20 protein-coding genes and 1 pseudogene are annotated in these 23,974 nt (G+C 69.6%); 13 read left to right on the top strand and 8 right to left on the bottom strand.

Translation table 11 applies throughout. From position 1 onward, the window contains the following. Genes ACIPFH_RS00705 through ACIPFH_RS00695 form a run of 3 tightly spaced genes read left to right on the top strand, consistent with a single transcriptional unit; the run spans position 1 to position 4,022 of the window. Positions 1-828, top strand: coding sequence for a hypothetical protein (locus ACIPFH_RS00705; protein ID WP_401821711.1), 828 nt, complete (start codon positions 1-3; stop codon positions 826-828). Then, positions 825-2,666, top strand: coding sequence for a DUF6339 family protein (locus ACIPFH_RS00700; RefSeq protein ID WP_401821708.1), 1,842 nt, complete (start codon positions 825-827; stop codon positions 2,664-2,666). The genes ACIPFH_RS00705 and ACIPFH_RS00700 overlap by 4 nt, the downstream gene beginning before the upstream one ends. Before the next feature lie 9 nt (positions 2,667-2,675). Beyond that, positions 2,676-4,022 (top strand): DNA cytosine methyltransferase, encoded by a 1,347-nt coding sequence (locus tag ACIPFH_RS00695; RefSeq protein ID WP_401821706.1) that lies wholly within the window; start codon positions 2,676-2,678, stop codon positions 4,020-4,022. A 277-nt stretch (positions 4,023-4,299) separates the two neighbouring features. Here the strand turns inward: ACIPFH_RS00695 and ACIPFH_RS00690 are convergent, their stop codons facing one another. Further along, the gene (locus ACIPFH_RS00690; protein WP_401821704.1) at positions 4,300-4,929 is read right to left on the bottom strand and encodes an ATP-binding protein; all 630 of its coding nucleotides are present in this window, start codon (positions 4,927-4,929) and stop codon (positions 4,300-4,302) included. 213 nt (positions 4,930-5,142) lie between these two features. Here ACIPFH_RS00690 and ACIPFH_RS00685 point away from each other — a divergent pair, with 213 nt between their 5' ends. The 6 genes and pseudogenes from ACIPFH_RS00685 to ACIPFH_RS00660 all read left to right on the top strand — a co-directional run bounded on the left by ACIPFH_RS00685 (position 5,143) and on the right by ACIPFH_RS00660 (position 9,299). Further along, positions 5,143-5,991 carry a helix-turn-helix domain-containing protein gene (locus ACIPFH_RS00685; RefSeq protein ID WP_401821702.1) on the top strand — a complete coding sequence of 283 codons (849 nt, stop codon included), beginning with the start codon at positions 5,143-5,145 and terminating at the stop codon, positions 5,989-5,991. Then, positions 5,988-6,200 (top strand): DUF397 domain-containing protein, encoded by a 213-nt coding sequence (locus ACIPFH_RS00680; protein ID WP_401821700.1) that lies wholly within the window; start codon positions 5,988-5,990, stop codon positions 6,198-6,200. Before ACIPFH_RS00685 ends, ACIPFH_RS00680 begins: the two co-directional genes overlap by 4 nt. 289 nt (positions 6,201-6,489) lie before the next feature. Next, positions 6,490-6,648, top strand: a pseudogene (locus tag ACIPFH_RS00675) (short-chain dehydrogenase); the annotation flags it as partial. Positions 6,649-6,809: 161 nt separating this feature from the next. Continuing rightward, positions 6,810-7,586, top strand: coding sequence for an RNA polymerase sigma factor (locus ACIPFH_RS00670; RefSeq protein ID WP_401823673.1), 777 nt, complete (start codon positions 6,810-6,812; stop codon positions 7,584-7,586). Then, positions 7,583-8,701 (top strand): CU044_5270 family protein, encoded by a 1,119-nt coding sequence (locus tag ACIPFH_RS00665; RefSeq protein WP_401821698.1) that lies wholly within the window; start codon positions 7,583-7,585, stop codon positions 8,699-8,701. Before ACIPFH_RS00670 ends, ACIPFH_RS00665 begins: the two co-directional genes overlap by 4 nt. A 295-nt stretch (positions 8,702-8,996) precedes the next feature. Beyond that, positions 8,997-9,299, top strand: coding sequence for a hypothetical protein (locus ACIPFH_RS00660; protein ID WP_401821696.1), 303 nt, complete (start codon positions 8,997-8,999; stop codon positions 9,297-9,299). Positions 9,300-9,312: 13 nt separating this feature from the next. Here the strand turns inward: ACIPFH_RS00660 and ACIPFH_RS00655 are convergent, their stop codons facing one another. Next, positions 9,313-10,287, bottom strand: a complete 975-nt coding sequence (locus tag ACIPFH_RS00655; protein ID WP_401821694.1) for a GlxA family transcriptional regulator — start codon at positions 10,285-10,287, stop codon at positions 9,313-9,315. 401 nt (positions 10,288-10,688) lie between these two features. Here ACIPFH_RS00655 and ACIPFH_RS00650 point away from each other — a divergent pair, with 401 nt between their 5' ends. Both ACIPFH_RS00650 and ACIPFH_RS00645 read left to right on the top strand, forming a co-directional pair. Continuing rightward, positions 10,689-11,162, top strand: coding sequence for a DUF2269 family protein (locus tag ACIPFH_RS00650; protein ID WP_401821691.1), 474 nt, complete (start codon positions 10,689-10,691; stop codon positions 11,160-11,162). Positions 11,163-11,333: 171 nt separating this feature from the next. Further along, entirely contained in the window at positions 11,334-12,911 is a 1,578-nt protein-coding gene (locus tag ACIPFH_RS00645) for an alginate lyase family protein (RefSeq protein ID WP_401821689.1), read from the top strand. Positions 12,912-13,064: 153 nt separating this feature from the next. On the opposite strand, the gene ACIPFH_RS00640 is transcribed toward ACIPFH_RS00645, so the two are convergent. Together ACIPFH_RS00640 and ACIPFH_RS00635 are read right to left on the bottom strand one after the other, a co-directional pair. Continuing rightward, on the bottom strand, positions 13,065-14,582 hold the full coding sequence (locus tag ACIPFH_RS00640; protein ID WP_401821686.1) for an MFS transporter: 1,518 nt from the start codon (positions 14,580-14,582) through the stop codon (positions 13,065-13,067). A 65-nt stretch (positions 14,583-14,647) separates the two neighbouring features. After that, the gene (locus ACIPFH_RS00635) at positions 14,648-15,973 is read right to left on the bottom strand and encodes a DUF445 domain-containing protein (protein ID WP_401821684.1); all 1,326 of its coding nucleotides are present in this window, start codon (positions 15,971-15,973) and stop codon (positions 14,648-14,650) included. A 222-nt stretch (positions 15,974-16,195) separates the two neighbouring features. Here ACIPFH_RS00635 and ACIPFH_RS00630 point away from each other — a divergent pair, with 222 nt between their 5' ends. Beyond that, a complete protein-coding gene (locus ACIPFH_RS00630; protein WP_401821681.1) occupies positions 16,196-17,527 on the top strand; it encodes an SGNH/GDSL hydrolase family protein in 1,332 nt (443 codons plus the stop codon). A 201-nt stretch (positions 17,528-17,728) separates the two neighbouring features. On the opposite strand, the gene ACIPFH_RS00625 is transcribed toward ACIPFH_RS00630, so the two are convergent. From ACIPFH_RS00625 to ACIPFH_RS00610, 4 genes are read right to left on the bottom strand one after another with little or no spacing between them, the layout of a single operon-like run. Further along, positions 17,729-18,550, bottom strand: coding sequence for a DUF1707 domain-containing protein (locus ACIPFH_RS00625; protein WP_401821679.1), 822 nt, complete (start codon positions 18,548-18,550; stop codon positions 17,729-17,731). A gap of 9 nt (positions 18,551-18,559) precedes the next feature. After that, the gene (locus ACIPFH_RS00620) at positions 18,560-19,612 is read right to left on the bottom strand and encodes an ATP-binding cassette domain-containing protein (protein WP_401821677.1); all 1,053 of its coding nucleotides are present in this window, start codon (positions 19,610-19,612) and stop codon (positions 18,560-18,562) included. An 8-nt stretch (positions 19,613-19,620) separates the two neighbouring features. Continuing rightward, a complete protein-coding gene (locus tag ACIPFH_RS00615) occupies positions 19,621-20,385 on the bottom strand; it encodes an ABC transporter permease (protein WP_401823670.1) in 765 nt (254 codons plus the stop codon). Between the two features lie 49 nt (positions 20,386-20,434). After that, a complete protein-coding gene (locus tag ACIPFH_RS00610; protein WP_356246692.1) occupies positions 20,435-21,235 on the bottom strand; it encodes an ABC-2 family transporter protein in 801 nt (266 codons plus the stop codon). Between the two features lie 293 nt (positions 21,236-21,528). Between ACIPFH_RS00610 and ACIPFH_RS00605 the strand changes: the two genes are divergently transcribed. Beyond that, positions 21,529-23,970 (top strand): transglycosylase domain-containing protein, encoded by a 2,442-nt coding sequence (locus tag ACIPFH_RS00605; protein ID WP_401821674.1) that lies wholly within the window; start codon positions 21,529-21,531, stop codon positions 23,968-23,970. Positions 23,971-23,974 lie beyond the last annotated feature (4 nt).

The following is a 23,974-nucleotide window of genomic DNA, read 5'->3' as shown; positions in this document are numbered from 1 at the left end:
GTGGTCGAGGACGGCGAAGTGGCCCTTCCCGAGGCCTTGCCGGACTGGGACTACCAAATGGACGTGCACGTACGCAGAACCCTGCGAGTCGACCTGGACCGGGTCCGGCAGCAAACGGGGCTGCCGCCCCATGCCGCGCTCATGCTCTCGGTGGTCTGGACTGCGACAGGTTCCAACCTCAGCGGCCCAGCCAAGCATGTGCGCCTGTCCGAGGCTGGTACGAAGGCCGTCGAAGTCGAGGTCCGGTTGCGTGGTGCCGACCTCGGTGGCCTGCTGCTCCTGGACACCGCACTCGTGCTCGCCGAGCGCGTCAACGACGCACGGCCTTCCTCGCCAAGGCGGGCGGGATCCGTGCTGTGGAGCGACCGCGAAGTCCTTCGCCTGCAGGGCGACGCTCCGCAGTTCCCCATGGCCGTGATCGACTTCGGGCGAACGTCATTCCCGGAGGACGCCGCCTGGCATCTGCAAATCAGTGGGGGTCTGGAGAGCGCCACCATGGGTGCCCTCCTTCTCCTCGTCAACGAGCAGAACACGGTGACCGCCACGGCATTTCAGAACGCGGGCAAGCCTCGCCCCGTGGATCGAATCGTCCTGTCGGCGGTGTACGCGGATGCCGCCCGTGTCATGGTCGAGCACGCGCTCGCACAGGAAGGGTTCGCCGAAGACGCAGACTTCCCTGACGGTTCACTGGGCGCCACCCTGCTGAGCTTGTTCGACCAGTTGTTCCCAGGTCAGTCGATCACCGACATCAGCCTCCGCCGCCGGCAGTCGCCGGCCCTGTTCTCGTCGGATCTGCAGGCCGCAGTCAAGATCTTCGAGGTGTCATGATGAGCTTTCTCTACCCTCGACTCCTCGCCGAACAGGCAAGACCCCTTTTCGATGACTACCGGAACCTCACGTCTGCCGATCTGTCCCGACGCGTAGCCCTCACGCACGACTCTGCGGTGTACGTGGCCACGGGCGGAGATCGAGTCTCTTCCGGCCAGCTCCGTGAACTGCGGGAAGGCGTGCTGACCCTCGCGAAGCGTGCCGGCTTTCCGGAGCAGTCCGACCGTGCGCGCAATGCCGAGTTCGACCTTCGACTGGCCGCGCTGTTGCACGCGGAGATGGGCATGGTGCCCGCCGAAGCCGCATCTCGGGACGTCTGGGCCTTCCTGGCTCTCGTAGTTCTTCCTGACGTCGCCTTCTGGCGCTATCCGCAACCGCCCAAGGACCGAGTCCTTGGCACCGACCTCACCCGGCACGTGTTCGGTCGGCTCTGGTGGCGGGCGCAGCTCGTACGAGCACCCGAGGAGTCGGAGCCGTACCACGCTCTACAGATCCTCGGTGAAGCCGCGTTCGACCAGATCTACGCCCGCCGCGCTGCACTGGGGGGAAGTCCTCACTTGGTGCGGGCGATTCTGCGGGTCTGGAAAGATCTCGACCTGGCCGGTCTGAACGAGCGCGAAACCCTCCGTGACTTCCTCAAGCGATTGCTCCGACTCGCGCCGTTCGTACTGTTCGACGGCGTCGAGGCGCACGCTCTCGACGGCGAGTTGCGTGCCGTCGCTCAGGAGTCGGTGGACGCCCAGCGCCCAGGTCCCGCAGAGAATGCGACCCGAGTCGTTTCGAATCCTGCGCCTTCCGCCAGCGCAGTCGAGCCCGTTCGCATCTCTGCCTGCCCTGATGAGGGGCCGCCACTGTCCCAAAGGGCACCATCGATTTCCTCCGAATCCCGACGATTCAGATTTATGGAGATCTGCGCGGGTGCAGGAGGACAGGCACTCGGCCTCGAACGCGCCGGATTTGACCCCGTACTGCTCATCGACAGCAAGGCGGATGCCTGTTTCTCGATCGACCTCAACCGGCCGGCTTGGGACGTCGTGTGCATGGACTTGGTTCAATTCAGCCCGCACATGCGTCCCGACTCCACTGACGTCGATCTCGTCAGTGGCGGACTGCCACGCGTGAAGTCCTCGGCAACAGTGGGGCGGGCGGAAGACACGGAGGAACGCCGGGTGCTGCGCGCCGCGATCAGCCTGGCGTGCGACATCGGCCCGAAGGCCGTTCTCTTCGAAAACGTCCCTGCCCTCGTCGACGGCCCGGAATTTGCCACGGATCGAGCCTGGATCGACCACGAGCTGAACCAGGCCGGCTACCGAACCAGCTGGAAAATCCTGAACGCCTCAGACTTCGGCGTCCCCCAAAATCGAAAAAGCGGCTTTCTGGTCGCTCTGCGAGAGCCGCATTTCAGGCATTTCTCGTGGCCCCTGCCGAGCGACGTACCGCCGCCCACAGTGGGAGAGGCCCTCGGCGCTTCCATGTCTTCCGGGGGTTGGCCCGGGGCAGAACGTTGGATCAAGAACGCCGACCGGATCGCGCCGGCCCTCGTCGGCGGCTCCGACCGCAGAGGCGGAGCCGACCTTGGCCCGACAGGCAGCAAGAAGGCGTGGGCCTCACTGGGAGTCAACGGCAACAGCCTCGGGGACGAGCCTCCGGGGGCCAACTTCCCCGTGGACGAATTGCCCAAGCTGACCGTCGAACAGGCGGCAAGGATCCAGGCCTTCCCTGATCATTGGAAGCTCTTCGGCGGCAAGACCTCCAGGTATCGTCAAGTGGGCCACGCGATGCCGCCTCCACTGGCGGCTGCCGTCGGCCAGGCCCTAGCAACCGCACTCCGAAGCTAAGATCGTCCTATGCTCACGCCCCGTTCCGCCACCCCCGAACCCATCACCGTCGTCGACCTCTTCAGCGGCTGCGGGGGCTTCACCCAGGGGTTCCACGAGTTCCGCGCCACGGGGAAGCAAGGTGCTGGGCCCGTCTTCCACAGCATCGCGGCCGTCGAGCACAACCGTGCCGCAGCGGCCACGTACGCAGTGAACTTCGGGGAGCTTCGCAAGGACAGGCGGGTGCCGGCAGCTCGTGTACATGTCGGAGACATCGAGGCCTGGGAGCCGACTCCGGAGGCGCTTCACGCGGACGTCGTCGTCGGGGGTCCTCCTTGCCAGGGCTTCTCGGCCCTGAACCGCGTAAAAAAGGGCACTGACCGCAACCGTTTGTGGGAAGAGTATGTTCGCATTGTGGCTAAAATCCGTCCAAAGGTCTTCGTCATCGAAAATGTAGACCGTTTCCTGAAATCGGACGAATTTCAGAACCTGCTCAACGAGATGAAGCAGGGGGGTAAACTCGCCGATTACCGACTCGTCACCCCTCCCGGCCATGAACCCACCGACTCCGAGGAGGAGAAGAACAAGCGCTACCTCCTCAACGCTGCGGACTACGGTGCCGCGCAGGCTCGCCGGAGAGCCATCGTCCTCGGGGTCCGGCGCGATGCCGAAAACAGCAGCACGATCGCATACCCGGTCAAGTCGCACTTCCGGCGACCGAAAAACGGACCCACTCCGGTAAATCGGCCGATCGACGGTGTCGATGCGGGGATTTCATACTGGGAGACCGTCGACGACATCTTCCGAGAGTCCTCCAAACGTGCGCTGGGAGACCTTCCCGGCATAAAGGGTTTCGTACCCGAGCTGAACACCGAGCTTCCCGGAATCTTCAGCACGGAGCATCTTCACTTCGGCCGGAACCCAGAGACGCTTTCCCTTGCCCGATACGGCGCCATCCCTGCCGGCGGGAACCGTAAGCACCTCAGCGGCCTGTGGTACACCCGGGATGAATCCGGCCAATTCGCGTACTTCAACACAAAGAACCCTCCCGGCGTGAGGACCGCTGTCGAGTACCTCTCGACTGACAGCTGGGACAAGCACAACTCCGGAACCGGTGACGTCATGGGCAGACTCCGCCTTGGCGAACCATCGGTAACCATCCGCACGGAGTTCTTCAAGCCCGAGAAGGGCCGCTACCTTCACCCGGAAGAAAATCGCCCCATTACACACTTCGAGGCAGCGCGCATCCAAGGGTTCCCCATGGACTTCCGCTGGTGCGGAACGAAGACTGAAATCGCTGCCCAGATCGGGAATGCAGTACCGATTCCATTGGGGAAGGCCATCGCAGCGGCGATTTACGCCTACCTTCGCGACTAATTCAGGTAGCGCTGCGCGCTGGTCAAGCTCTCGTACATCAGCTGCAATCCCATTAATTCGGCGCGGAACTAGACTTCACGGGAAGATCCCGTCGCCGGCGAAGCAGGCGGCCATTCCACGAGCGCCTCTTTTTGATCCGTGACCACCCGGCGCACGACCTTGCACGGCGAACAGTGGCTCGTCGCCCCGACACAGGGCCATCCCTTCCAGGGCAACGGGTACCGGACGGCCATACATGATGCACTTCTGCTCGCCACGCAACGCGACGCCGTAGTCCTCAGCTGTTCAGCTCAGCGTCGTAGCGGGTTTGAGCGCGATCCAAGGTCTCGTCCACGTCGCAGCCATGAACACGAAGCCAGTGGAGGCAGTCCGTGATGATCGTGATTACCGACTCCTCGGCCACGACCCTTCCCAGTCTCCCCCGGCCGGGCATGAAGGATGGTTCCGTATCCGCGCGAAACTCCAACAGCGCATCGGCCCGCTGTACACCAGGGCCCGCCACGTGACCGGGCGGTGACGTGAGGCCTGTCGCCAACTCGCACCATGTAACCTTCCGGTCGAGATCGAGCTGCACTCCCCAGCGGGCAGCGATCGCGTCGACGAGAGCCATGCCCCGCCCGCCCTCCGCGTCCACGTTCGCGTCGAGCAGTGTGGGCAGGGCGCGCGTGTCGGGGTCGTGGATCTCAATGCGCAGACGCGCCCCCTTCATCGACACCGCGAGCGTGGCCGGAGTCCCTGGGCCGACGTGCTTGATGACGTTGGACACCAACTCGCTCACGCAGAGCTGCGCTTCGTCGACGACTTCCTGCAGGCCCCAGATGCCCAGGTGCAGTCGCATGATCCGACGTAGGGCGGCCACCTCCGTCGGCTCGGCCGTGAAGGCGAGGTCCCACGGTTTGCGCGTCATGCACGTCTCCTGAACCACGAAGGCCCCTCTCGTCGCAGGCGACACCCGTGAAACACACGGTGTCACGGGTAGTCACGGTGAGTTGCTTGGTATCAGAGTGCAGGCAGCGAATCCCTTCATGCAATGTGCACGGCGAGAATCCCACTTCCGAGTGATTGGCAAGCGCTCCCCTTGGCGTGAGACTGAACGTCCGCTATCCAAAACGGGGTTGAAATGGCCGGATCACCGACGGCACGCCGTCGCCGTCTCTCCATCGAGCTGAAGAAGCTCCGGGAACAGTCCACTCTCACCTGCGCCCAGGTGGGTGCGGGTCTCGACTGGAGCGGTTCCAAGGTCAACCGCATGGAGACGGGCAGCGGCAGGGTCCAGCCGTCGGACATCGACGCCCTCTGCCGGTTCTACGGCACGAGTGATGAACTACGCGAGTTCCTCAAGTCACTCGCCCGGCAGGCCAAGGTGCGGGGTTGGTGGCAGGTCCACGGGACGGGTGTGCCGGAGTGGTTCAACATCTACATCGGCCTGGAGCAGGAGGCCTCGACCTTCCGGCAGTACCAGTGCGAGTTGTTGCCCGGCCTCATGCAGACCCACGCGTACACCTCTGAGCTTCACAAGACCAGTGCGAGCATGTCCGCCGAGGACATCGACAGGGCCGTACGAGTTCGGATGGATCGCCAAGCCCTGCTGACGAGGTCGGACGCTCCCGACGCCTGGTTCATCGTGAACGAGGGTGCGCTGCGCAATGTCATCGGGGACCGTGCACTGATGCGCGAACAGGTCGAACACGTCCTGGACATGGCCCGGTTGCCCGCCGTCACGCTCCAGGTCCTGCCCTTCGACTCCGGCTCCTATCCGGCAACCGGCTCATTCACCATGCTGGGCTTCCCGGCGCCGGAAGACCCCGACATCGTCTACCGCGACGGAATCACCGATGCCGTCTACTTGGAGGGCGAGCATCATGTTCGTGAGTACACCCGAGCGTTCGACGGTCTGCGAGCCGCGGCCCTCAGTCCTCAGCGTTCGGCCCAGCTGATCGAAACGGTCTTGAAGGGATACGCGACTTGAGCATCACATCGACTGACACGAAGAGCCGTCCGGCGTGGTTCACGTCGTCGTACAGCAACGGGGCGGGAGGAGAGTGCGTCGAGTGCGCGCTGACGGGTGACGGTGCGCTGGTGCGTGACTCGAAGAGTGCGGGTGGGCCCGAGATCACCGTACGGAGCGGGGCTTGGTTCTCCTTCATACGTGCCGTGAAGCGCGACGCCGAGGGCTGACTCGACGAGCGTCCGTCGGCCTTGCGGGGCTGGTGTCCGGGGCGGCATCGTCGGAGCTGCCTCACAGCGCAAGAAGACGGGCCGGGACATCGACACCGTGTTCGCCCTGCACGTCACGGTCGATGACAGCAGAGTCACCGACGCAGACCATGCAACGCTTGTCGGACCCATGTACAGGCCAAGAAGTTCGACCCCCGGCGAACAGCGCCGCCACCTCCGCGCTCTTCCCCTCCGCCAGCGGCGCGGGGGCCCGGCGGCCCCACGGAGACGCCGCCGCCCGCGTTCCGCGTCCGCGGTCGAGCCCGGTTTCACCCGGACCGACCTCAACGGGAACACCTGCGTCCAAAGTGTCGAGGAGAGTGCTGAGATCATCGTCCGGATGGCACGGGTGGGACCCGACGGCCCGACCGGGGAGTTTCGCGACGCGGCGGGGCCGCTTCCCCGGTAGGACCCGACAGGCGCGGTCGGCCCGGCAGGCCAGGCCCTTCGCCGTCCGGCCCGGAGGATGTGATCGACGCCACTGGAACCGCCTCCCCCGCCCGGAGAGGTAGATGTGTGAGGTCCAACGAAGAGAGCGCAGAGGCCGAAGGCGACGACGACGGCGATCGGTTGCGCGGGCGGGTGCGGGGTGGGGAGCGGGCGGCGTTCGCCGAGCTCTACGAGTTGTACGCGACGGCCGTGTACAACCATGCCCTCCGGCTGACCGGGGACTGGTCCGTCGCCGAGGAGGTCATGTCGGAGACGTTTCTCGCCGCTTGGCGGGGGCGGGGCGACGTGGCCGTCGACGGTGGGTCGTTGCGGCCCTGGTTGTTCGGGATCGCCACCAACAAGGCGCGCAACGCCGACCGGAGTCTCAGACGGCGGCTCGCCTTTCTCGCTCGGCGGGCCGAGGCCGGAGCCAGAACCGGGACCGGCACCGGAGCCGGAGCGGAGGCCGGTGAAACGGTCGGTGACTTCGCCGAAGAGGTCGTGGGGCGCATCGACGACGCCCGTCGGCTCGCCGAAGTGCGGCGGGTGATCGGGCAGTTGCGGCGCCACGAGCGGGAGGTCATCGCCCTGTGCGTGTGGGGCGGGCTCGACTACGCGCAGGCCGCCGAGGCTCTCGGGGTGCCGGTGGGGACCGTCCGGTCCCGGCTGTCCCGGGCTCGGGCCCGGTTGCGGGAGATCGTCGAGCGGGAGGCACGGCAGTCCGGGCGCGCGGAACGACGTACGGAGGGACGTGCGGAGGGACGTGCGGAGGGACGTGCGGAACGGCGCGTGGACGGACGTGCGGAACGGCGCGTGGACGGACGTGCCGAACGGCTTACGGAACCCCGTTCCCGTCGCGGAGAGGTAGAGAGTGAGACCGCGTTCGCGGTCCTGCCCATTCAGGAGGAAGCCCGATGAACTCCACTCCGGTCGGACCCGAGCAGGAGCGACTCGACGAACTCCGGGAACTGGCACGGCTGTTGCCCGCCGGTCCCGGCGAGCAGGTGCTGCCTCCCGGGCGTCGCTCCCATCACAAGGACGTTCTGATGCAGCTCATCGACAGAGACGACACAAGGGACAGCACGCGCGGTCGCGTTGTCGACGGGGAGCCGTCCCGGCCTCGGGGCCGACGGTTCTCCCGGCCCGCGCTCCTCGCCGGTGCCATCGCCGCCGCGCTGGCCGCCGGGCTCACCGTCGGGATCGGCGCGGGGCAGGACGGTGGTGGTGCGGCGGCGGCCCGGCCCGGTGCGAGCAGCGCGGCGGGCGGGAGCCGTAGCGCCGTCGTGACCCTCGACCGTATCGCCGCCGTCGCCCTTCGGACGGACGTCGAGCCCGTGGGCGACGGTCAGTTCGTGTACGTGCGCAGCAAGGGCGCCGGGAACGAGGGTGTCTTCGACGGGCCCGTCAAGCTCGGCGCGATGCACGAGCGGCAGGTGTGGTTCTCGCAGCGGCAGGGGCCCGTGACGGATGTCGGGCTGATCCGCGAGTACGGGCAGGACTGGCCGATCGAGGTCGGCGTGCCGGACGGTACGGATCCGAAGGACGCGGCGGTGCCGGCGGGCTTCGACCGGCCCACCTACGCCTGGCTCGCCTCGCTGCCCACCGATCCCGACGCCCTGCTGAAACTGCTCTACGCCGACACCCATGTCGAGAAGGGGGAGGACAGGGATCAGGAGGTCTTCGGCCGGATCGGCGATCTCGTCGGGGAACAGATCATGCCGTCCGCCACGGCCGCCGCGTTCTACAAGGCCACCGCCCGGATCCCCGGGGTGACCGAGGTGGCCGACGCGGTGGACGCCGCCGGCCGGCACGGCATCGCCATCGCCCGGGAGGACACCCGGCACGGGACCCGCACCGAGTGGATCTTCGACCCCGGCACCCTCGACTACCTCGGCGTACGCACCGTCTTCAGCCGGGACACCGAGCGGGCCAGGGCGGGGACGGTCTACGACACGAGTGCGGTGCTGGAACGCGCCGTCGTGGACAAGCGCGGACAGGAGCCGGGCGAGCGCCGCCGGGCCGGGCGGAGTTAGGCCGTACCGCGTACCGCGTACCGCGTACCGCGTGACGCCTGCCGCGTGCCGCCTGGCGCTGTCACCGATTCCCGGGGCGGGGCGCCGTGGACCTCCCCGCCTTCGCCCCGGTGAGCGGGGCGTCGTGGACCGTCCGCGCCTTCGCCCCGCTGGGCGTGGTGGCCCCGGGCATCGGTGCGTCCGCGAGAATCGGGTTCGGGTTCGGGTTCGGGCTCGGGTTCGGGTTCGTGGTGTCGGTGGGGCCGCGGGTTAGCCTCGTGGCGATCGATGCCGACCGACGAGAAAGCAGGCAGACATGGCGAAGGTTCCCAGTGCGGTGATCGCCGCGGGCGGGCTGGTCGGCGGGTACGGCGTGGCCCGGTGGACGAGGCAGCGGCCGCTGGGCGGGGCCGTCCTCGCCGTCGCGGGGGCCGCGGCGGCGAAGCAGTGGCAGCAGCAGGCGGGCAGGAAGGCGGCGGGGGCGCTGACCGCCGCATACGTCGCCGCCTTCGCCGGGTCTCATCCGCTGGCGAAGAAGGTGGGCGCCTGGCCGGCGGTGTTCGGCGTGGCGGGCGCGGTCGCACTCGCGTCCTGGGCGGTCGCGGACCGGCACGCCTGAGCGGAGGCCGGTCTCAGGAATCGGACTGGAGCCGGCCCGCCCCCGACCGGAACGCCCGCCGGTACCCCTGCGGGCTGGTGCCCACCACCTTGCGGAAGCACTCGCGGAACGCCGTAGGGGAGCCGAAACCCGCCTGGGCGGCAATGCGTTCCACGGGGTACGCCGTCGACTCCAGCAGGTACTGCGCGCGCCGCACCCGCGCCCGGTGCAGCCAGCGCAGCGGCGTCGTCCCGGTCTGCTCGCGGAAGCGGCGGTTGAGGGTGCGGGTGCTCATGCCGGCCCGCCCGGCGATCTGATCCAGCGTCACCTCGCGGCCGCAGTTGTCCTCCATCCAGGCCAGCACGGGTTCGAGGGTAGCGCCGGCGGGTGTCGGCGGCGGGTCGTGGACGATGAACTGGGCCTGGCCGCCCTCGCGTTCGAGGGGCATGACCGACATCCGGGCCGCCTGCGCGGCGACCGCCGAGCCGTAGTCGCCGCGGATCATGTGCAGGCACATGTCGAGGGCCGCGGCGGCGCCCGCCGAGGTGAGGAACCGGCCGTTGTCGACATAGAGGACGTTCGGGTCGACCGTGACCTTCGGGTAGCGCTCCGCCAGGTCACGTGCCGCGATCCAGTGCGTCGTCGCGCGCAGCCCGTCCAGCAGGCCGGTCGCGGCGAACAGGAACGCGCCGACGCAGACCGAGGCGATCCGGGTGCCGTTCGCCGCCGCGTCCCGCAGGGCCTCGGCGACGCCGATCGGCAGCTCGTCCTGCGGGGCCGCGACCCCGGGCAGGATGATCGTGTCCGCCTCGGCCAGCGCCTCGAGACCGTACGGCGCCCGGACCGTGAACGCCCCCGCGCTCACCTCCCCCGAGGCGGACGGCGAGCAGACCCGCACCCGGTAGGCCGGGCGGCCGTCGGGCAGCCGTGCCCAGCCGAAGGTGTCGATCGGGGCGGACAGATCGAACGGGACGACCCCGTCCAGGGCCAGTACGGCGACCGTGTGCATGGCGAGATCCTAGGCATACGACGGTTCACGGCCACCTCGGCCCCCATCTGCCTGCTCTGCCTGCTCTGCCTGCTCTGCCTGCTCTGCCCTGGCGACCAGCCCGGGTAGTCCGGGTAGTCCGACCCTCGTGGCCAGATCTGGTAGCCCGGCACCGGCCCTCATGGCCAGAGCCGGCAGCCCGGAACCAGCGGCCAGGTCGGTAGCCCCGCCCTGGCGGCCAGCCCAGGCAGCCCGGCCCAGGCGGCCAGGCCGGGCAGCCCCGCCCAGGCACCCAGACCTGGTGGCCAGGTCCCGTGGCTGCCGACGGTCGCCGACCCGGCCGGCACCCGCTGGCGGAAATCCGTCGGCCTCTGGCATTTCCGCCGCTTCTGCGCTTCGCTCGCGCCGCCTAGCGTCGGGGCGTGACCAAGTTCCTCCTCGCCGTGCACGTACTCGCCGCGATCGTCGCGATCGGGCCCGTCACCGTCGCCGCCAGCATGTTCCCGCCCGCCGCCCGCCGGGCCCTGGCCGCGCCCGACGACGCCCGCGCGAGCGAGACCGTGCGGCTGCTGCACCGCATCTGCCAGGTGTACGCGGCCTTCGGCCTCGCCGTCCCGGTCTTCGGGTTCGCCACGGCGGGCGCGATGGGGGTGATGGGCGACCCGTGGCTGATCGCGTCGATCGTGCTGACCGTGCTGGCCGCGGGTGTGCTCCTGGTTCTCGTGCTGCCCCGGCAGGAGGTGCTCGTCGAGGGCGCGGGCATGGGCGCGGGCACGGGCACGGGCACGCGGGAGACGACGGTTCAACTCGCCATGTTCACCGGGATATTCAATCTGCTGTGGGCGACCGTGACGGTCCTGATGATCGTCCGGCCGGGGTCGACGACGGGGGCCTGACCACCGCCCGATCGGCCAGTCCGCAAGTCCGCAAGTCCGCAAGTCCGCCGGTGGGCCGGTCCGCTAGTCGGCCGGTCGCCCGGTGGGCCGGTCGGCCAGTCGCCCGGTCGCCCGAGCGGCCGGTCCGTCAGGTTTTCGTTATCGGGCCCGCCTCTCGTCCGTCTCCTCGCCATGCATCTGCAACCGCACGTGACTCGACCCCGACGGATCGGCCGGCGACAGATCAGCCGCCGCGGCCTGCTGAAGGCCGCGGGCGTGGCGGCCGGAGCCGTCGGTGCGGCCGCGGTCGTCCCCGTGGCCCCCGCCGCCGCGACCGGATACGCGCACCCGGGGCTCCTGCACACCGGCGCCGACCTGGCCCGTATGGCCGCCAAGGTGAAGGCCGGCGCCGCGCCCTACACGGCCGGATACGCCAGGCTCACCGCCAACCGGCACGCGCAGAGCGGCTGGACGGCCAATCCGCAGGCGACCGTGTACCGGGGCTCGGGCTCGCCGCAGAACTACACGATCCTCTACAACGACCTCCACGCCGCCTATCAGAACGGCCTGCGGTTCCACGTCAGCGGTGACAGCGCGTACGCCGACACCGCCGTCGCGATCCTCAACGCCTGGTCCGCGAAGCTCACCTCGCTCGCGGGCTCCGCCGACCGGTTCCTGGCGGCCGGGCTCTACGGCTACCAGGCCGCCAACGCCGCCGAACTCGTCCGCGACCACGCCGGCTTCGAGCTCGACCGCTTCCAGAAGATGCTGACCACCGTCTTCTCCCCGCTGAGCGAGGACTTCCTCGTCGGGCACAACGGCGCCGTGGTCACCAACTACTGGCCCAACTGGGATCTCACCGCCATGGCCTGCGTCCTCGCCACCGGCATCTTCTGCGACGACAGCGCCAGGGTGGAGCAGGCCGTCGAGTACTTCAAGCACGGCTCCGGGCTCGGCGCCGTCAGGAACGCCGTCCCGGTCGTGCACGACGACGGCCTCGGCGAGTGGCTGGAGGCCGGCCGGGACCAGGGGCACGCGCTGCTGGGCGTCGGCCTCATGGGCACCTTCTGCGAGATGGCCTGGAACCAGGGCGTCGACCTCTACGGGTACGACGACAGCCGCTTCCTCAAGGGCGCCCAGTACGTGGCCAAGTGGAGCCTCGGCGGGGATGTCGCCTACACGGCCAACACCCGGGCGAAGGGCGCGGTCGACGGCTGGTCGGGCAGCGAGACCGCGTCCGCCGCGGCCGGCGTCGATCCGGCGACGACCCGCCCGATCTGGGCCATGATCGCCAACCACTACACCAAGCGCCGAGGGCTGTCCGCCCCCTACCTCACCCGCATCGCCGCCAAGGCGGCACCCGAGGGAGGCGGCGGGGACTACGGCCCCAACAGCGGCGGCTACGACCAACTCGGTTTCGGCACACTGGCGTTCACCCGGGACAGAGTGGCCACGACCGCGGGCGGGGCGGCGGCGGGCGCCTCCTCGGCCGGCCCGCCCACGTCCTCGTCCGCGTCGACGCCCTCCTCCGCGTCGACGCCCTCGTCGTCGTCCGGCGCCGCCGCGGCGGGCGGGTCGGCCGCGCCCACCGCCTCGCCGGGCCCCGACAGCGCGGGGGCCGCCGCTCCGAAGAGCGGCGGCCTCGCGTCCACCGGTTCCACCGACCTCATGGCCTGGACCGCGACCACCGGCCTCACCGCCCTGGCCGGCGGTCTGCTGTTGCTGCGCCGACGGGGACGGGCCCAGGAGAGCGGGGCACGGCCGAAGTAGAGGACACCGAAGACGGCGGCCTCAGGCACTCGCCCCACGGGAACGGCCTCGGCACTCGCTCCACGGGAACGGCCTCAGGCAGTCGCCCGCGGGAACGGCCTCAGGCGGTCGCCCCGCTGGAGCAGCCTCGGCACTCGCCCCGCGTAAGGGGCCTCAGGCGGTCGCCTTGCTCGAACGGTCTCCCGTCGTCGCCGCGCGCGCCTTGGTCGCCGCCGCCGTCAGGGGCTTGGCGATGTCCTCCAGGGAACGTCGCTCGGCCTTGACCGCCAGGAACGCCGCGACCAGGCCCGCCGCGCACATCAGGGCCGCGCCGATGCAGAAGGCGAGGACCGTGTCGCCGACCTTCCCCGTGTCGGTGAGGTCGGCGAACAGCAGGGGGCCGCTGATGCCGCCGGCGGCGGTGCCGAGGGCGTAGAAGAAGGCGATCGACATCGCTCGGGTCTCCATCGGGAAGACCTCCGAGACCGTCAGATAGGCGCTCGACGCGCCCGCCGACGCGAAGAACAGCACCGCGCACCAGCAGGCGGTCATCGTCGTCGCGTTCAGCGAGCCCTGGTCGAACAGCCAGGCCGTGCCGAACAGCAGCACACCGGAGAGCAGGTACGTCGAGGAGATCATCACCCGTCGGCCCACCGTGTCGAACAGCTTGCCCAGCAGCAGCGGACCGCAGAAGTTGCCGATCGCGATGACGGCGAAGTAGTAGCCGGTGTTGCCGCTCGGCACGTCGAAGAACTTGGTGAGGATGGCGCCGAAGCCGAAGGTGATCGCGTTGTAGAGGAACGCCTGCCCGATGAAGAGCGAGAAGCCGAGGATCGAGCGGCGCCGGTAGTCGGAGAACACCGTGCGGGCGATCTCGACGAAGGAGACGCTGCGGCGCTGGTGGATCGTGAGCTCGCCCTCCGCGCGCGGCAGCCGCTCCCCCTTCTCCTCCTCGACCCGCTCCTCGATCAAGGAGACGATCTCCTCCGCCTCCCGGTCCCGGCCGTGGATCAGCAGCCAGCGTGGGCTCTCCGGGACGTGCCGCCGCACGAGCAGGATCACCAGGGCCAGGACCGCGCCCAGCGCGAACGTCAGCCGCCAGCCCACGTCGGCCGCGAAGATGTCCGTGTTCAGCGCGACGATCGACAGCAGCGAGCCGCCGACCGCGCCCAGCCAGAAGCTGCCGTTGATGATCAGGTCGACCCGGCCCCGGTACTGCGCGGGGATCAGTTCGTCGATCGCGGAGTTGATGGCCGCGTACTCACCGCCGATGCCGAAGCCGGTGAGGAACCGGAACAGCAGGAACCACCAGGTGTCGAAGGAGACCGCCGTCAGGGCGGTGGCCGCCAGATACACCGCGAGGGTGATCATGAACAGCTTCTTGCGGCCCCACTTGTCGGTCAGCCGGCCCCAGAAGAGGGCGCCGACGCAGGCGCCGGCCACGTACAGCGCGGCCGCGATGCCGGTGACCTGCCCGGAGGTGATCGGCAGGCCGCTGCCCGGCTCCGACAGCCGGCTCGCGATGTTCCCGACGACCGTGACCTCGAGGCCGTCCAGGATCCACACGGTGCCGAGTCCGAAGACGATGGTCCAGTGCCAGCGCGACCAGGGCAGCCGGTCGAGGCGGGCGGGTATGTCAGTGGTGATCGTGCGGTCCGTCTCGGCCGGCACGGCAGCTTCGGCGCTGGTCATGGGCTCCCTCCTCGGCACGCTCCTCATCGAGCGGAACGTCGGTCGGGTTCCCGCGACCAGCGCCTTCAAGCCCCCAGCGCCCGCGCCACGGTGTAGATCAGCAGCCCGGCCAGCGAGCCCACCACCGTGCCGTTGATCCGGATGAACTGGAGGTCCCGGCCGATGTTGGCCTCGATCTTGCGGGTCGTGTGTTCCGCGTCCCAGCCCGCGACCGTGTCGGTGATCAGGGAGGTGATCTCGCGCCGGTACGTCGTCACCACGTGCACCGCCGCTCCCTCCACCCAGCTGTCCACCTTCTCCTGGACCTTGCGCTCGGTGGCCATCCGGGCCCCCAGGGACAGCAGCGAGGCCCGCACGCGCAGCCGCAGTTCGCTGCGCTCGTCCTCCGCCGCCGCGACCATCATGGAGCGGACGGCGGTCCAGGCGGACGCGATCAGATCCTGGACCTCGCCCCGGCCCAGCACCTCACCCTTGAGCCGCTCCACCCGCGCCCGGGTGTCCGTGTCGGACTGGAGGTCGGAGGCGAAGTCGCCGAGGAAGCGGTCCAGAGCGCCCCGCGCCGGGTGGGACGGCATGTCCCGCATCTCCGCGCAGAACCGCACCAGCTCCTTGTGGACCCGCTCGCCGATCCGCTTGTCGACGAACCGGGGGGTCCAGCCGGGGGCGCCACCCTCCACCGCGCCCATCACCGAGTCGCCGTGCAGCACCAGCCAGTCGTGCGCCCGGGCCACCACCAGGTCCACGGCCCGCCGGTGACCGCCGTCCGCGACGATCTTCTCCAGCATCTTGCCGATGCCCGGCGCGATCTCCTGCGCGTCCGCGCGCCGCGTGATCGCCTCCCCCACCACCGCCTGCACGTCCGAGTCGCGCAGGACCGTCAGCGCGCCCCGCAGCGCCGTCGCCAGTTCCGCCGTCACCCGGTCGGCGTGCTCCGGTTCGGCCAGCCAGGCGCCCAGCCGGGTGCCGATGCCGACCGTGCGCAGCCGCTGCCGTACGACGTCCTCGGAGAGAAAGTTCTCCCCGACGAACTCACCCAGGGAGACGCCCAGCTGATCCTTCTTGTTCGGGATGATCGCCGTGTGCGGGATGGGCAGGCCGAGCGGGTGACGGAACAGCGCCGTGACCGCGAACCAGTCGGCGAGCGCACCGACCATGCCCGCCTCCGCCGCGGCCGCCACATAGCCCGCCCAGGGGCCCGCGCCCCGATGGGAGGCCCACTCGGCGAGGACGTACACCACGGCCACGAACAGCAGCAGCCCGGCCGCGGTGAGCTTCATCTGGCGCACCCCGCGCCGTTTCTCCTCGTCGGCGGCGCTGAAGACGGTCATCGCGCGCGCCGCCGCCCTGGTGCCGGTCGGCTGCTCCGCTTCCGTACGATCCATCCGCCCCATCCGTTCCGATCGACGCCCGTGCCAGCCGGGTCCCGCACGCAGATATTGTCCCTACTTGACCGACTCCTGGAACGGAACAGGAGTTCCCGGCGTCTGTCAGGTGGGGGAGCTCAACGGTGAACTCCTGCACAAACCCATCACCGCATGAACGCATGCCCACGTGAACGCATGCCCGCATGACCCGGAGCCGCACCGCTCCCCTCACCGAGGAGAACCACCCGCATGACCAGGCGACACGGTGCTGCCCTCCTGTCGGCGATCATCGCCCTGGTGGTGGGCCTGTCCACCGCCCTGTACGTCTCCGTCGCCTCCGACCACGGCCCCGGGCGCGACCCGGGCCGAGCCGCCCTCGCCGCGGCCCCCGGCCCCGGCGACGCGGCGCCCATCTCGACGGGCGTCTGGGTCGGCACCTGGGCGGCCGCCCCGGTCAGCGGCGAACCCGGCACCGCGGCCGACGGCACGGCGGGCCGCACGGTCCGCAACGTCGTGCACACCAGCGTCGGCGGGACGAGTGCCCGCGTCACACTGTCCAACCTCTACGGCACCGGCCCCCTCACCGTGACACATGCCACCCTCGCCGTCGCGGCCGACGGCGGGAGCGCGGCCGCGGTCCCCGACACGCTGCGCCGGCTCACCTTCGGCGGGGCCACCGTGGTCGTCGTCCCGGCCGGCGGGCAGACGGTCAGCGACGCCGTGACCGTCGCCGTCCCGCACGACTCCGACGTCCTGGTCAGCATCTACTCCCCCACCTCCGCCGGTCCGGTCACCTACCACCCGCACGCCCGGCAGACCAACTACGTCGCCGAGGGCGAGTCCACCGAGGACGTGACCGGCGCCGCGTTCACCGGGGCGGGCGAGTACTGGCGCTACCTGACCGCGCTGGACGTGCTCAGCAACGAGGCCGACGGCACCGTCGTCGCCTTCGGCGACTCCATCACCGACGGCGTCACCTCCACCTCCGGCACGAACCGCCGCTGGCCCGACGTCCTCGCCGACCGGCTGCGGGCGAGCGTCGCCGACGACGGGGACGCCCCCCGCTACGGTGTCGTCAACGAGGGCATCAGCGGCAACCAGGTCCTCGTCGACGACCCCCGCCGTGGCGCGGCCGGCCTCAACCGCTTCGAACGGGACGTCCTCGGCCGTACGAACGCCAAGGTCGTCGTCATCGACCTCGGCGTCAACGACATCCTGCGCAACCCGCGGCTCGCCGACCCGCAGGCGGTCGTGGACGGCCTGCGCACCCTCGTCGAGCGCGCCCACGCCCGCGGCGTCAAGGTCGTCGGCAGCACCCTCACGCCGTTCCGCGGCCACCGCGGCTACACCGGCGCCCGCGAGGACGTACGACAGCGGATCAACCGGGCGATCCGGGCGGACGGGGTGTTCGACGAGGTCGTCGACTTCGACAAGGCGCTGCGCGACCCCTACGACCCGCGCAGCCTGCGCCCGGAGTACGACTCGGGCGACCATCTGCACCCCAGCGACCGCGGCTACCGGAAGATGGCCGAGACCGTCGGCCTGACAAAACTGCAAGGGTCGGCGCCCGCCCGGCTGTAATGGCCGTCGGCCCCCGCCCGGCTGAAGCGACAGTCGGCTGCCGCCCGGCTGAAGTGACAGTCGGCCGCCGCGGCAGCCTCGGGCCGGCCGCACAGGGGCCGTCCGCCCTCGCCACGGCCGTCCGCCTCGCGGCCACCGTCGGTCCTCGAAGCAGCCGTCCCCGTCCGGCCTGACGGCAGCCGTCGGGCGTCGCGGCGACCGTCAGTCCTCGTAGCGGTGTTCCCGGCGTTCCTCCCGGGAGCCGGACCCGGATCCGTGGCCGTGCCGATGCCCCCGCAGGACGTCCTTGTGGCCCTCGAGCATCCGCAGGTGGGCGCCCTGGGCGTCGTCCCGCGAGGCCGAGCGCAGCTCGCGCCTCGCCGCCTTGCGGTCCAGCTTCTCCTGCCGACGGGCGGCCCGCGTCTTCTTGCGCTCGACCCCGACGCCACCCCAGAAGGCGAACCCGCCGACGATCACCCGCGGTGCGTCCGGGTCGCCCCGCTCACCGGTCTCCCGCTGGTCGAAGCCGCCCATCACGCCGATCCCGCGGACGTCGACCTCCACCCCCGGCGGGACGATGATCTGCACCCCACCCATGATCGCGACACAGTTGATCTCGACCTCACCGGCGGCGAAGTTCGCCTCACGCAGGTCGATCTCCCCACCGCCCCAGAAGGCGAAGCAGGTGAAACGCCGGGGGACCGTCCAGCGGCCCCGGCGCTGGAAGCCGGACAGCACGGCCACCGCCCAGGTCGACGAACCCTCGCCGCCCACGATCCGCCCGGCCCAACTCCCGTCCGCCGACGGCTCCTTGTTCAGCGACACGACCGACGGGGGCGTCACTCCGGCGACCGGCAGATCCCGGGTGATCGGCGTCAACTCCCCGTACGTGCGCGCCTTGTACGTCTCCTCCAGCCGTTCCTCGAACTCCGCCATGTCGAGACGGCCCTCCGCGAGGGCGTCCCGCAGGACCTCGGCGACCCGCTCACGATCGGCGTCGGAGGCACGGAGATCCGGCAGGCCCGGGGCTGCGTCGTCGGTCATATCAGCAGCCTACGAGTTCCCGGGCCCCGGCACTACGGTCTCCCTGGCGGGCTCGCGTTCCGGCGAGGATCCGGCGCCGCCCCCCATCGAGTACAGCATCTTCGCGATCACGGCTTCGATGTCGGGCTCCCGCACCGACAGGTCGACCAGCGGGTACTCCGCCGCGATCCGGGCGACCAGCGGAGCCGCCGACTCCGACGCCGGGAACGCCAGCCACTGCCTGGGCCCCTCCACCTTCACCACCCGCGCCGCCTCCCCCACCTCGACCGGCGGCAGCTCCCGCTCCAGATCCACCACCAGCGTGCGCTCGCTCTCCCCCACCTCGTGCAGCCCGGCCAGCGCACCGTCGTAGACCAGACGGCCGTGGTCGATCACCATCACCCGGGAGCACAGCTGCTCGATGTCCTGGAGATCGTGCGTGGTGAGCAGCACCGTCGTGCCCCGCTCGGTGTTCAGCTCGCGCAGGAACTCCCGCACCCGCGCCTTGGAGACCACGTCCAGACCGATCGTCGGCTCGTCCAGATAGAGCACCTCCGGGTCGTGCAGCAGGGCCGCCGCGATGTCCCCGCGCATCCGCTGACCGAGCGACAACTGACGCACGGGCACGTCCAACAGCGCCGACAGGTCGAGGAGTTCGACCAGACGGTCGAGGTTCTCCCGGTAACGGCCGTCAGGGATGCGGTACATGCGGTGCATCAGCCGGTAGGAGTCGATCAGCGGGAGGTCCCACCACAACGTCGTACGCTGCCCGAACACCACCCCTATCCGATGCGCCAGCCGCATCCGCTCACGCGACGGATCGATCCCCGCCACCCGCAGCCGGCCCCCGCTCGGCGTCAGGATCCCCGTCAGCATCTTGATCGTCGTCGACTTCCCCGCGCCGTTCGGCCCGATGTAGCCGACCATCTCCCCGCGCGCCACGGTGAACGAGATCGCGTCCACCGCCCGCACCCGCCGCAGCTCACGCTTCAGGAAACCGGTCTTCCTCCGCACGTCGAAGACCTTCTCCACCCGGTCCACCTCGATGAACACGCTCTCAGCACGCTCCGCACTCTCCGACACGGTCGCCCTCAACTCCCCGTACTCCGATAGGTCCGCAGCCCCGCCCGCCACGCCAGCCCCGCCGCCGCACAGCACGCCACCGCCACCAGCGGCGGAGTGAAGGCCGCCCACTCCGGCAGCCCCAACGGATACGGCCGCCCCAACACATAGGAAGCCGGAACCCAGTTGACGAACGCCAGCGGCAGCACGAACGTCACCCCGCGCACCAACTCCCGTCCGAACACGGTCGGCGGATACTGCAACAACGTCTGACCGCCGTACGTGAACGCCGCCTGCACCTCCGACGCGTCCTGCGCCACGAACTGGAACGCCGCCCCCGCCACGAACACCGCCGAGAAGATCAGCCCGCCGCAGACCAGCATCCACGGCACCAGCAGCAGCTTCACCGGCGTCCAGCCGACATCCATCGCGACACACGCGTAGCCCAGCACCAGCGAACCCTGCGCGATCCGCGCCACCCGGCGCAGCGCGAACCGGTCCGCGGCGACCTGCGCCAGCACCGGCGCGGGCCGCACCAGCAACGTGTCCAGCGTGCCGTCGCGCACCCGCGTGCCCAGCCGGCCCGCCGGCCCGATCGCCAGATCCGCGAACCCGAACGACACCGCCGACAACCCGTACAGAAAGGCGACCTCCGGCAGCGTGTAACCGCCGAGCACGTCGACCTGCGAGAACATCAGCAAGATCGCGACAAAGTCCAGCCCCGTCACCAGCAGACCACCGACCACCGTCAGCACGAACGACACCCGGTAGGCCAGCGTCGAACGGATCCACATCCCGGCGATCAGCCGATAGGCCCGCACCCCCTCCACCAGCCGGCCGCCCTCACCCACCCTGCACCACCACCCGCCGCGTCGCCGCCCCCTGCACCCACCGGCCGACCGCCAGCAGCACCACCGCCCACCCCGCCTGGAAGGCGAACGCGGACCACGGATCGACCCGCCCCATCAGCACGTCGGCGGGCATCTGCAACAACGCCGACCACGGCAACAACGTCACGAGGTCACCCAGCGGCTGCGGGAAGGCGTTGAGCGGCAGCGCCATCCCCGAGAAGAACATCCCGGTGACCATCAGCACCTGCACCGCACCCGTGCCGTCCATCAACCAGAACCCGCTCAGCGCCACCAGGAACCGGATCCCGTAACTCACCACCATCGCCAGCAGGATCGCGACCAGCAGGGCCAGCCAGGTCACCGGATCGTCCGGCAGCGCCGTGGGAAAGAACAACGCCCCGAAGACGAAGGGAATCACCCCCCGCCCCAGCAACTGGAACAACGCCCGCCCCATGTCGCTCGCCAGCCACCACATCTGGAGATCGGCGGGCCGGTACAGATCGATGGCGATCTCACCCGTACGGATCCGTTCCATGAGCTCGATCTCGAACCCGCCGCCCTGGATCGCCAGCGTCGCGAACAGCGCCTGCCCCAGCCACACATACGTGACCGCCTGCGCCTGGTCATAGCCCCCGAGGTGCGGCCGCTCGTCCCACAACGCCAGATACGCGTAGACGAGGATCAGGCCGAAAACGGTGTTGGTGAACACCCCGGCGGCCGTGGCCACCCGATACGTCGCGTACCTTCTGAAACCCCCCGCCGCGACGGTCGCGTACAACCGCGCCGATCCCAAGGCAACCGTCCTCCTCGCCCGATAGTCACCCCTGGTGCCCTCTTCGACACCGAAGCGCAGGAGCCTAGTGCGCCACCGCGACCGCGTGCCACGCGTTTTCCGGGCACGACGGCACGAGACCACGGCTGCACGGCTGCACCACGTGTGACGGAACGCGCGCCGATTGCCGGGAACGGAACGCTCGGTGCGAGAGTCTTCAGCAGGGAGCGCAGAACGCGTACGAGGCGTAAAAGACGTAAGAGGCGTTAAAGGCGTACGGGAACGTACGACGCGAAACAGGAGTCCTGCAACACATGAGTGACGAGCCGCAGCCGCAGCCGCAGCAGCCGACCCAGGGCACGGCACCCGGACCACCCGAAGCGGGTGACGGAGGAAGTGGCAGCGAAGGCAAGGAGGGCAAGAAGGTGAAGCGGCCCAAGCGCACCGGCCTGCGCCGACTCCTGCCCACCTGGCGGATGGTACTCGGCACGTTCGTCCTCGGCGTCCTGATCCTCGGTGGCCTGTTCTCCCTCGGCTACTCGATGGTCAAGATCCCACCGGCCAACGCGCTCGCCACCAAGCAGTCCAACGTCTACCTCTACGCCGACGGCACCGAGATCGCCCGCGACGGCACCGTCAACCGCGAGAACGTCGACCTCGCACAGATCTCCAAGGACGCCCAGCACGCCGTCCTCGCCGCCGAGGACCGCGACTTCTACACCGAGTCCGCCATCGATCCCAAGGCGATGCTCCGGGCCGGCTGGAACACCGCCACCGGCAAGGGCAAGCAGTCCGGCTCCACGATCACCCAGCAGTACGTGAAGAACTACTACCTCGCGCAGGAACAGACCGTCACCCGCAAGGTGAAGGAGTTCTTCATCTCCATCAAGCTGGACCGCGAGACCTCCAAGGACGACATCCTCGAGGGCTACCTCAACACCAGCTACTTCGGCCGCAACGCCTACGGCATGCAGGCCGCCGCCAAGGCCTACTACGGCATCGACGCCGCCAAACTCACCCCCGCCCAGGGCGCCTACCTCGCCGCCCTCGTCAACGCGCCCAGCGAGTACGACGTCATCGCCCACCCCGAGAACCGCAAGGCCGCCGAGGCCCGCTGGAACTACGTCCTCGACGGCATGGTCACCAAGGGCTGGCTCAGCGAAGCGGGGCGCGCCGGGCTGAAGTTCCCCACCCCCAAGGAGACCTCCGGCGCCGACACCGGCATGTCCGGCCAGCGCGGCTACCTCGTCAACGCGATCAAGGACTACCTGCGCGACAACAAGATCGTCACCCAGGACGAACTCGACGCCGGCGGCTACCGCATCACCACCACCATCGAGAAGAACAAGCAGAACGCCTTCGTCGACGCCGTCAACGACAAGCTGATGAAGAAGCTCGACAAGAAGAACCGCAAGGTCGACACCTACGTCCGCGCGGGCGGCGCCGCCGTCGACCCCAAGACCGGCAAGATCCTCGCCCTGTACGGCGGCATCGACTACATCAAGCAGTACACCAACAACGCCACCCGCCAGGACTTCCAGGTCGGCTCCACCTTCAAGCCCTTCGTCTTCACCTCGGCCGTCGAGAACGACTCCGAGACCCAGGACGGCCGCCGGATCACCCCCAACACGATCTACGACGGCACCAACAAACGCCCCATCCAGGGCTGGAGCGGCGGCACCTACGCCCCCGAGAACGAGGACTACGTCAACTACGGCAACATCAACGTGCGCACCGCCACCGACAAGTCGGTCAACTCGGTGTACGCGCAGATGGCCGTCGACGTCGGCCCCGCGAAGGTCAAACAGACCGCGATCGACCTCGGCCTGCCCACCGACACCCCCGACCTCCAGCCCTACCCCTCCATCGCCCTCGGCACGGCCAACGCCAGCGTCCTGGACATGGCGCAGGCCTACGCCACCCTCGCCAACCACGGCAAGCACGGCGTGTACACCCTGATCGCCAAGGTCACCAAGGACGGCTCCGACGTGATGGAGCTGCCCGGACAGAAGGCCTCCCAAGTCGTGAGCCGCGAAGCCGCCGACACCACCACCTCCATCCTGCGCAGCGTCGTCCAGAACGGCACCGCGACCGCCGCCCAGGCCGCCGACCGCCCCGCCGCCGGCAAGACCGGCACCGCCGAGGAGGACACCGCCGCCTGGTTCGCCGGCTACACCCCCGACCTGGCCACCGTGGTCGCGGTCATGGGCCAGGACCCGAAGACCGCCGCCCACAAATCCCTCAAGGGCGCGATGGGCCTGCCCCGCATCAACGGCGGCGGCGCACCCACCGAGATCTGGGCCCAGTTCACCAAGAACGCCCTGAAGGACACCCCCGAGTCGGACTTCAACCTCCAGATCCAGGACGGCGGCGAGGAGTCCGCCTACCCCTCGTCCCCGCCCGCGGAGGAAAAGCCCAGCGACGACGAGACCGACGGCAGCACGCCCGGCGACGACACCAAGGGCCAGACGCAGGGCAAGACCCAGGGGCAGACGGGCGGCGGCACGACGACCACCGGCGGCACGACCGGAGACCCCACCTCCGGCACCACCACCGGCGGCGGCACGACCACCGGCAACACGTCGACCGGCACCACCGACGGCGGCACGACGAACAGCGGAACGACCTCAGGCACCAGTTCCGGCACCACCGACGGCAACACGTCGACCGGCACCACCGACGGCGCGAGCGGAGACCCCGGCAACACCGAGGGCACGACGGTCGGCCCCCAGCTCACAGCCACCGGCTGGGACTGACCGA

It is taken from the genome of Streptomyces sp. NPDC088157, assembly GCF_044741545.1.
In the GTDB taxonomy this organism is placed as follows: domain Bacteria; phylum Actinomycetota; class Actinomycetes; order Streptomycetales; family Streptomycetaceae; genus Streptomyces.
This window is presented reverse-complemented; position numbering and strand designations above follow the sequence as displayed.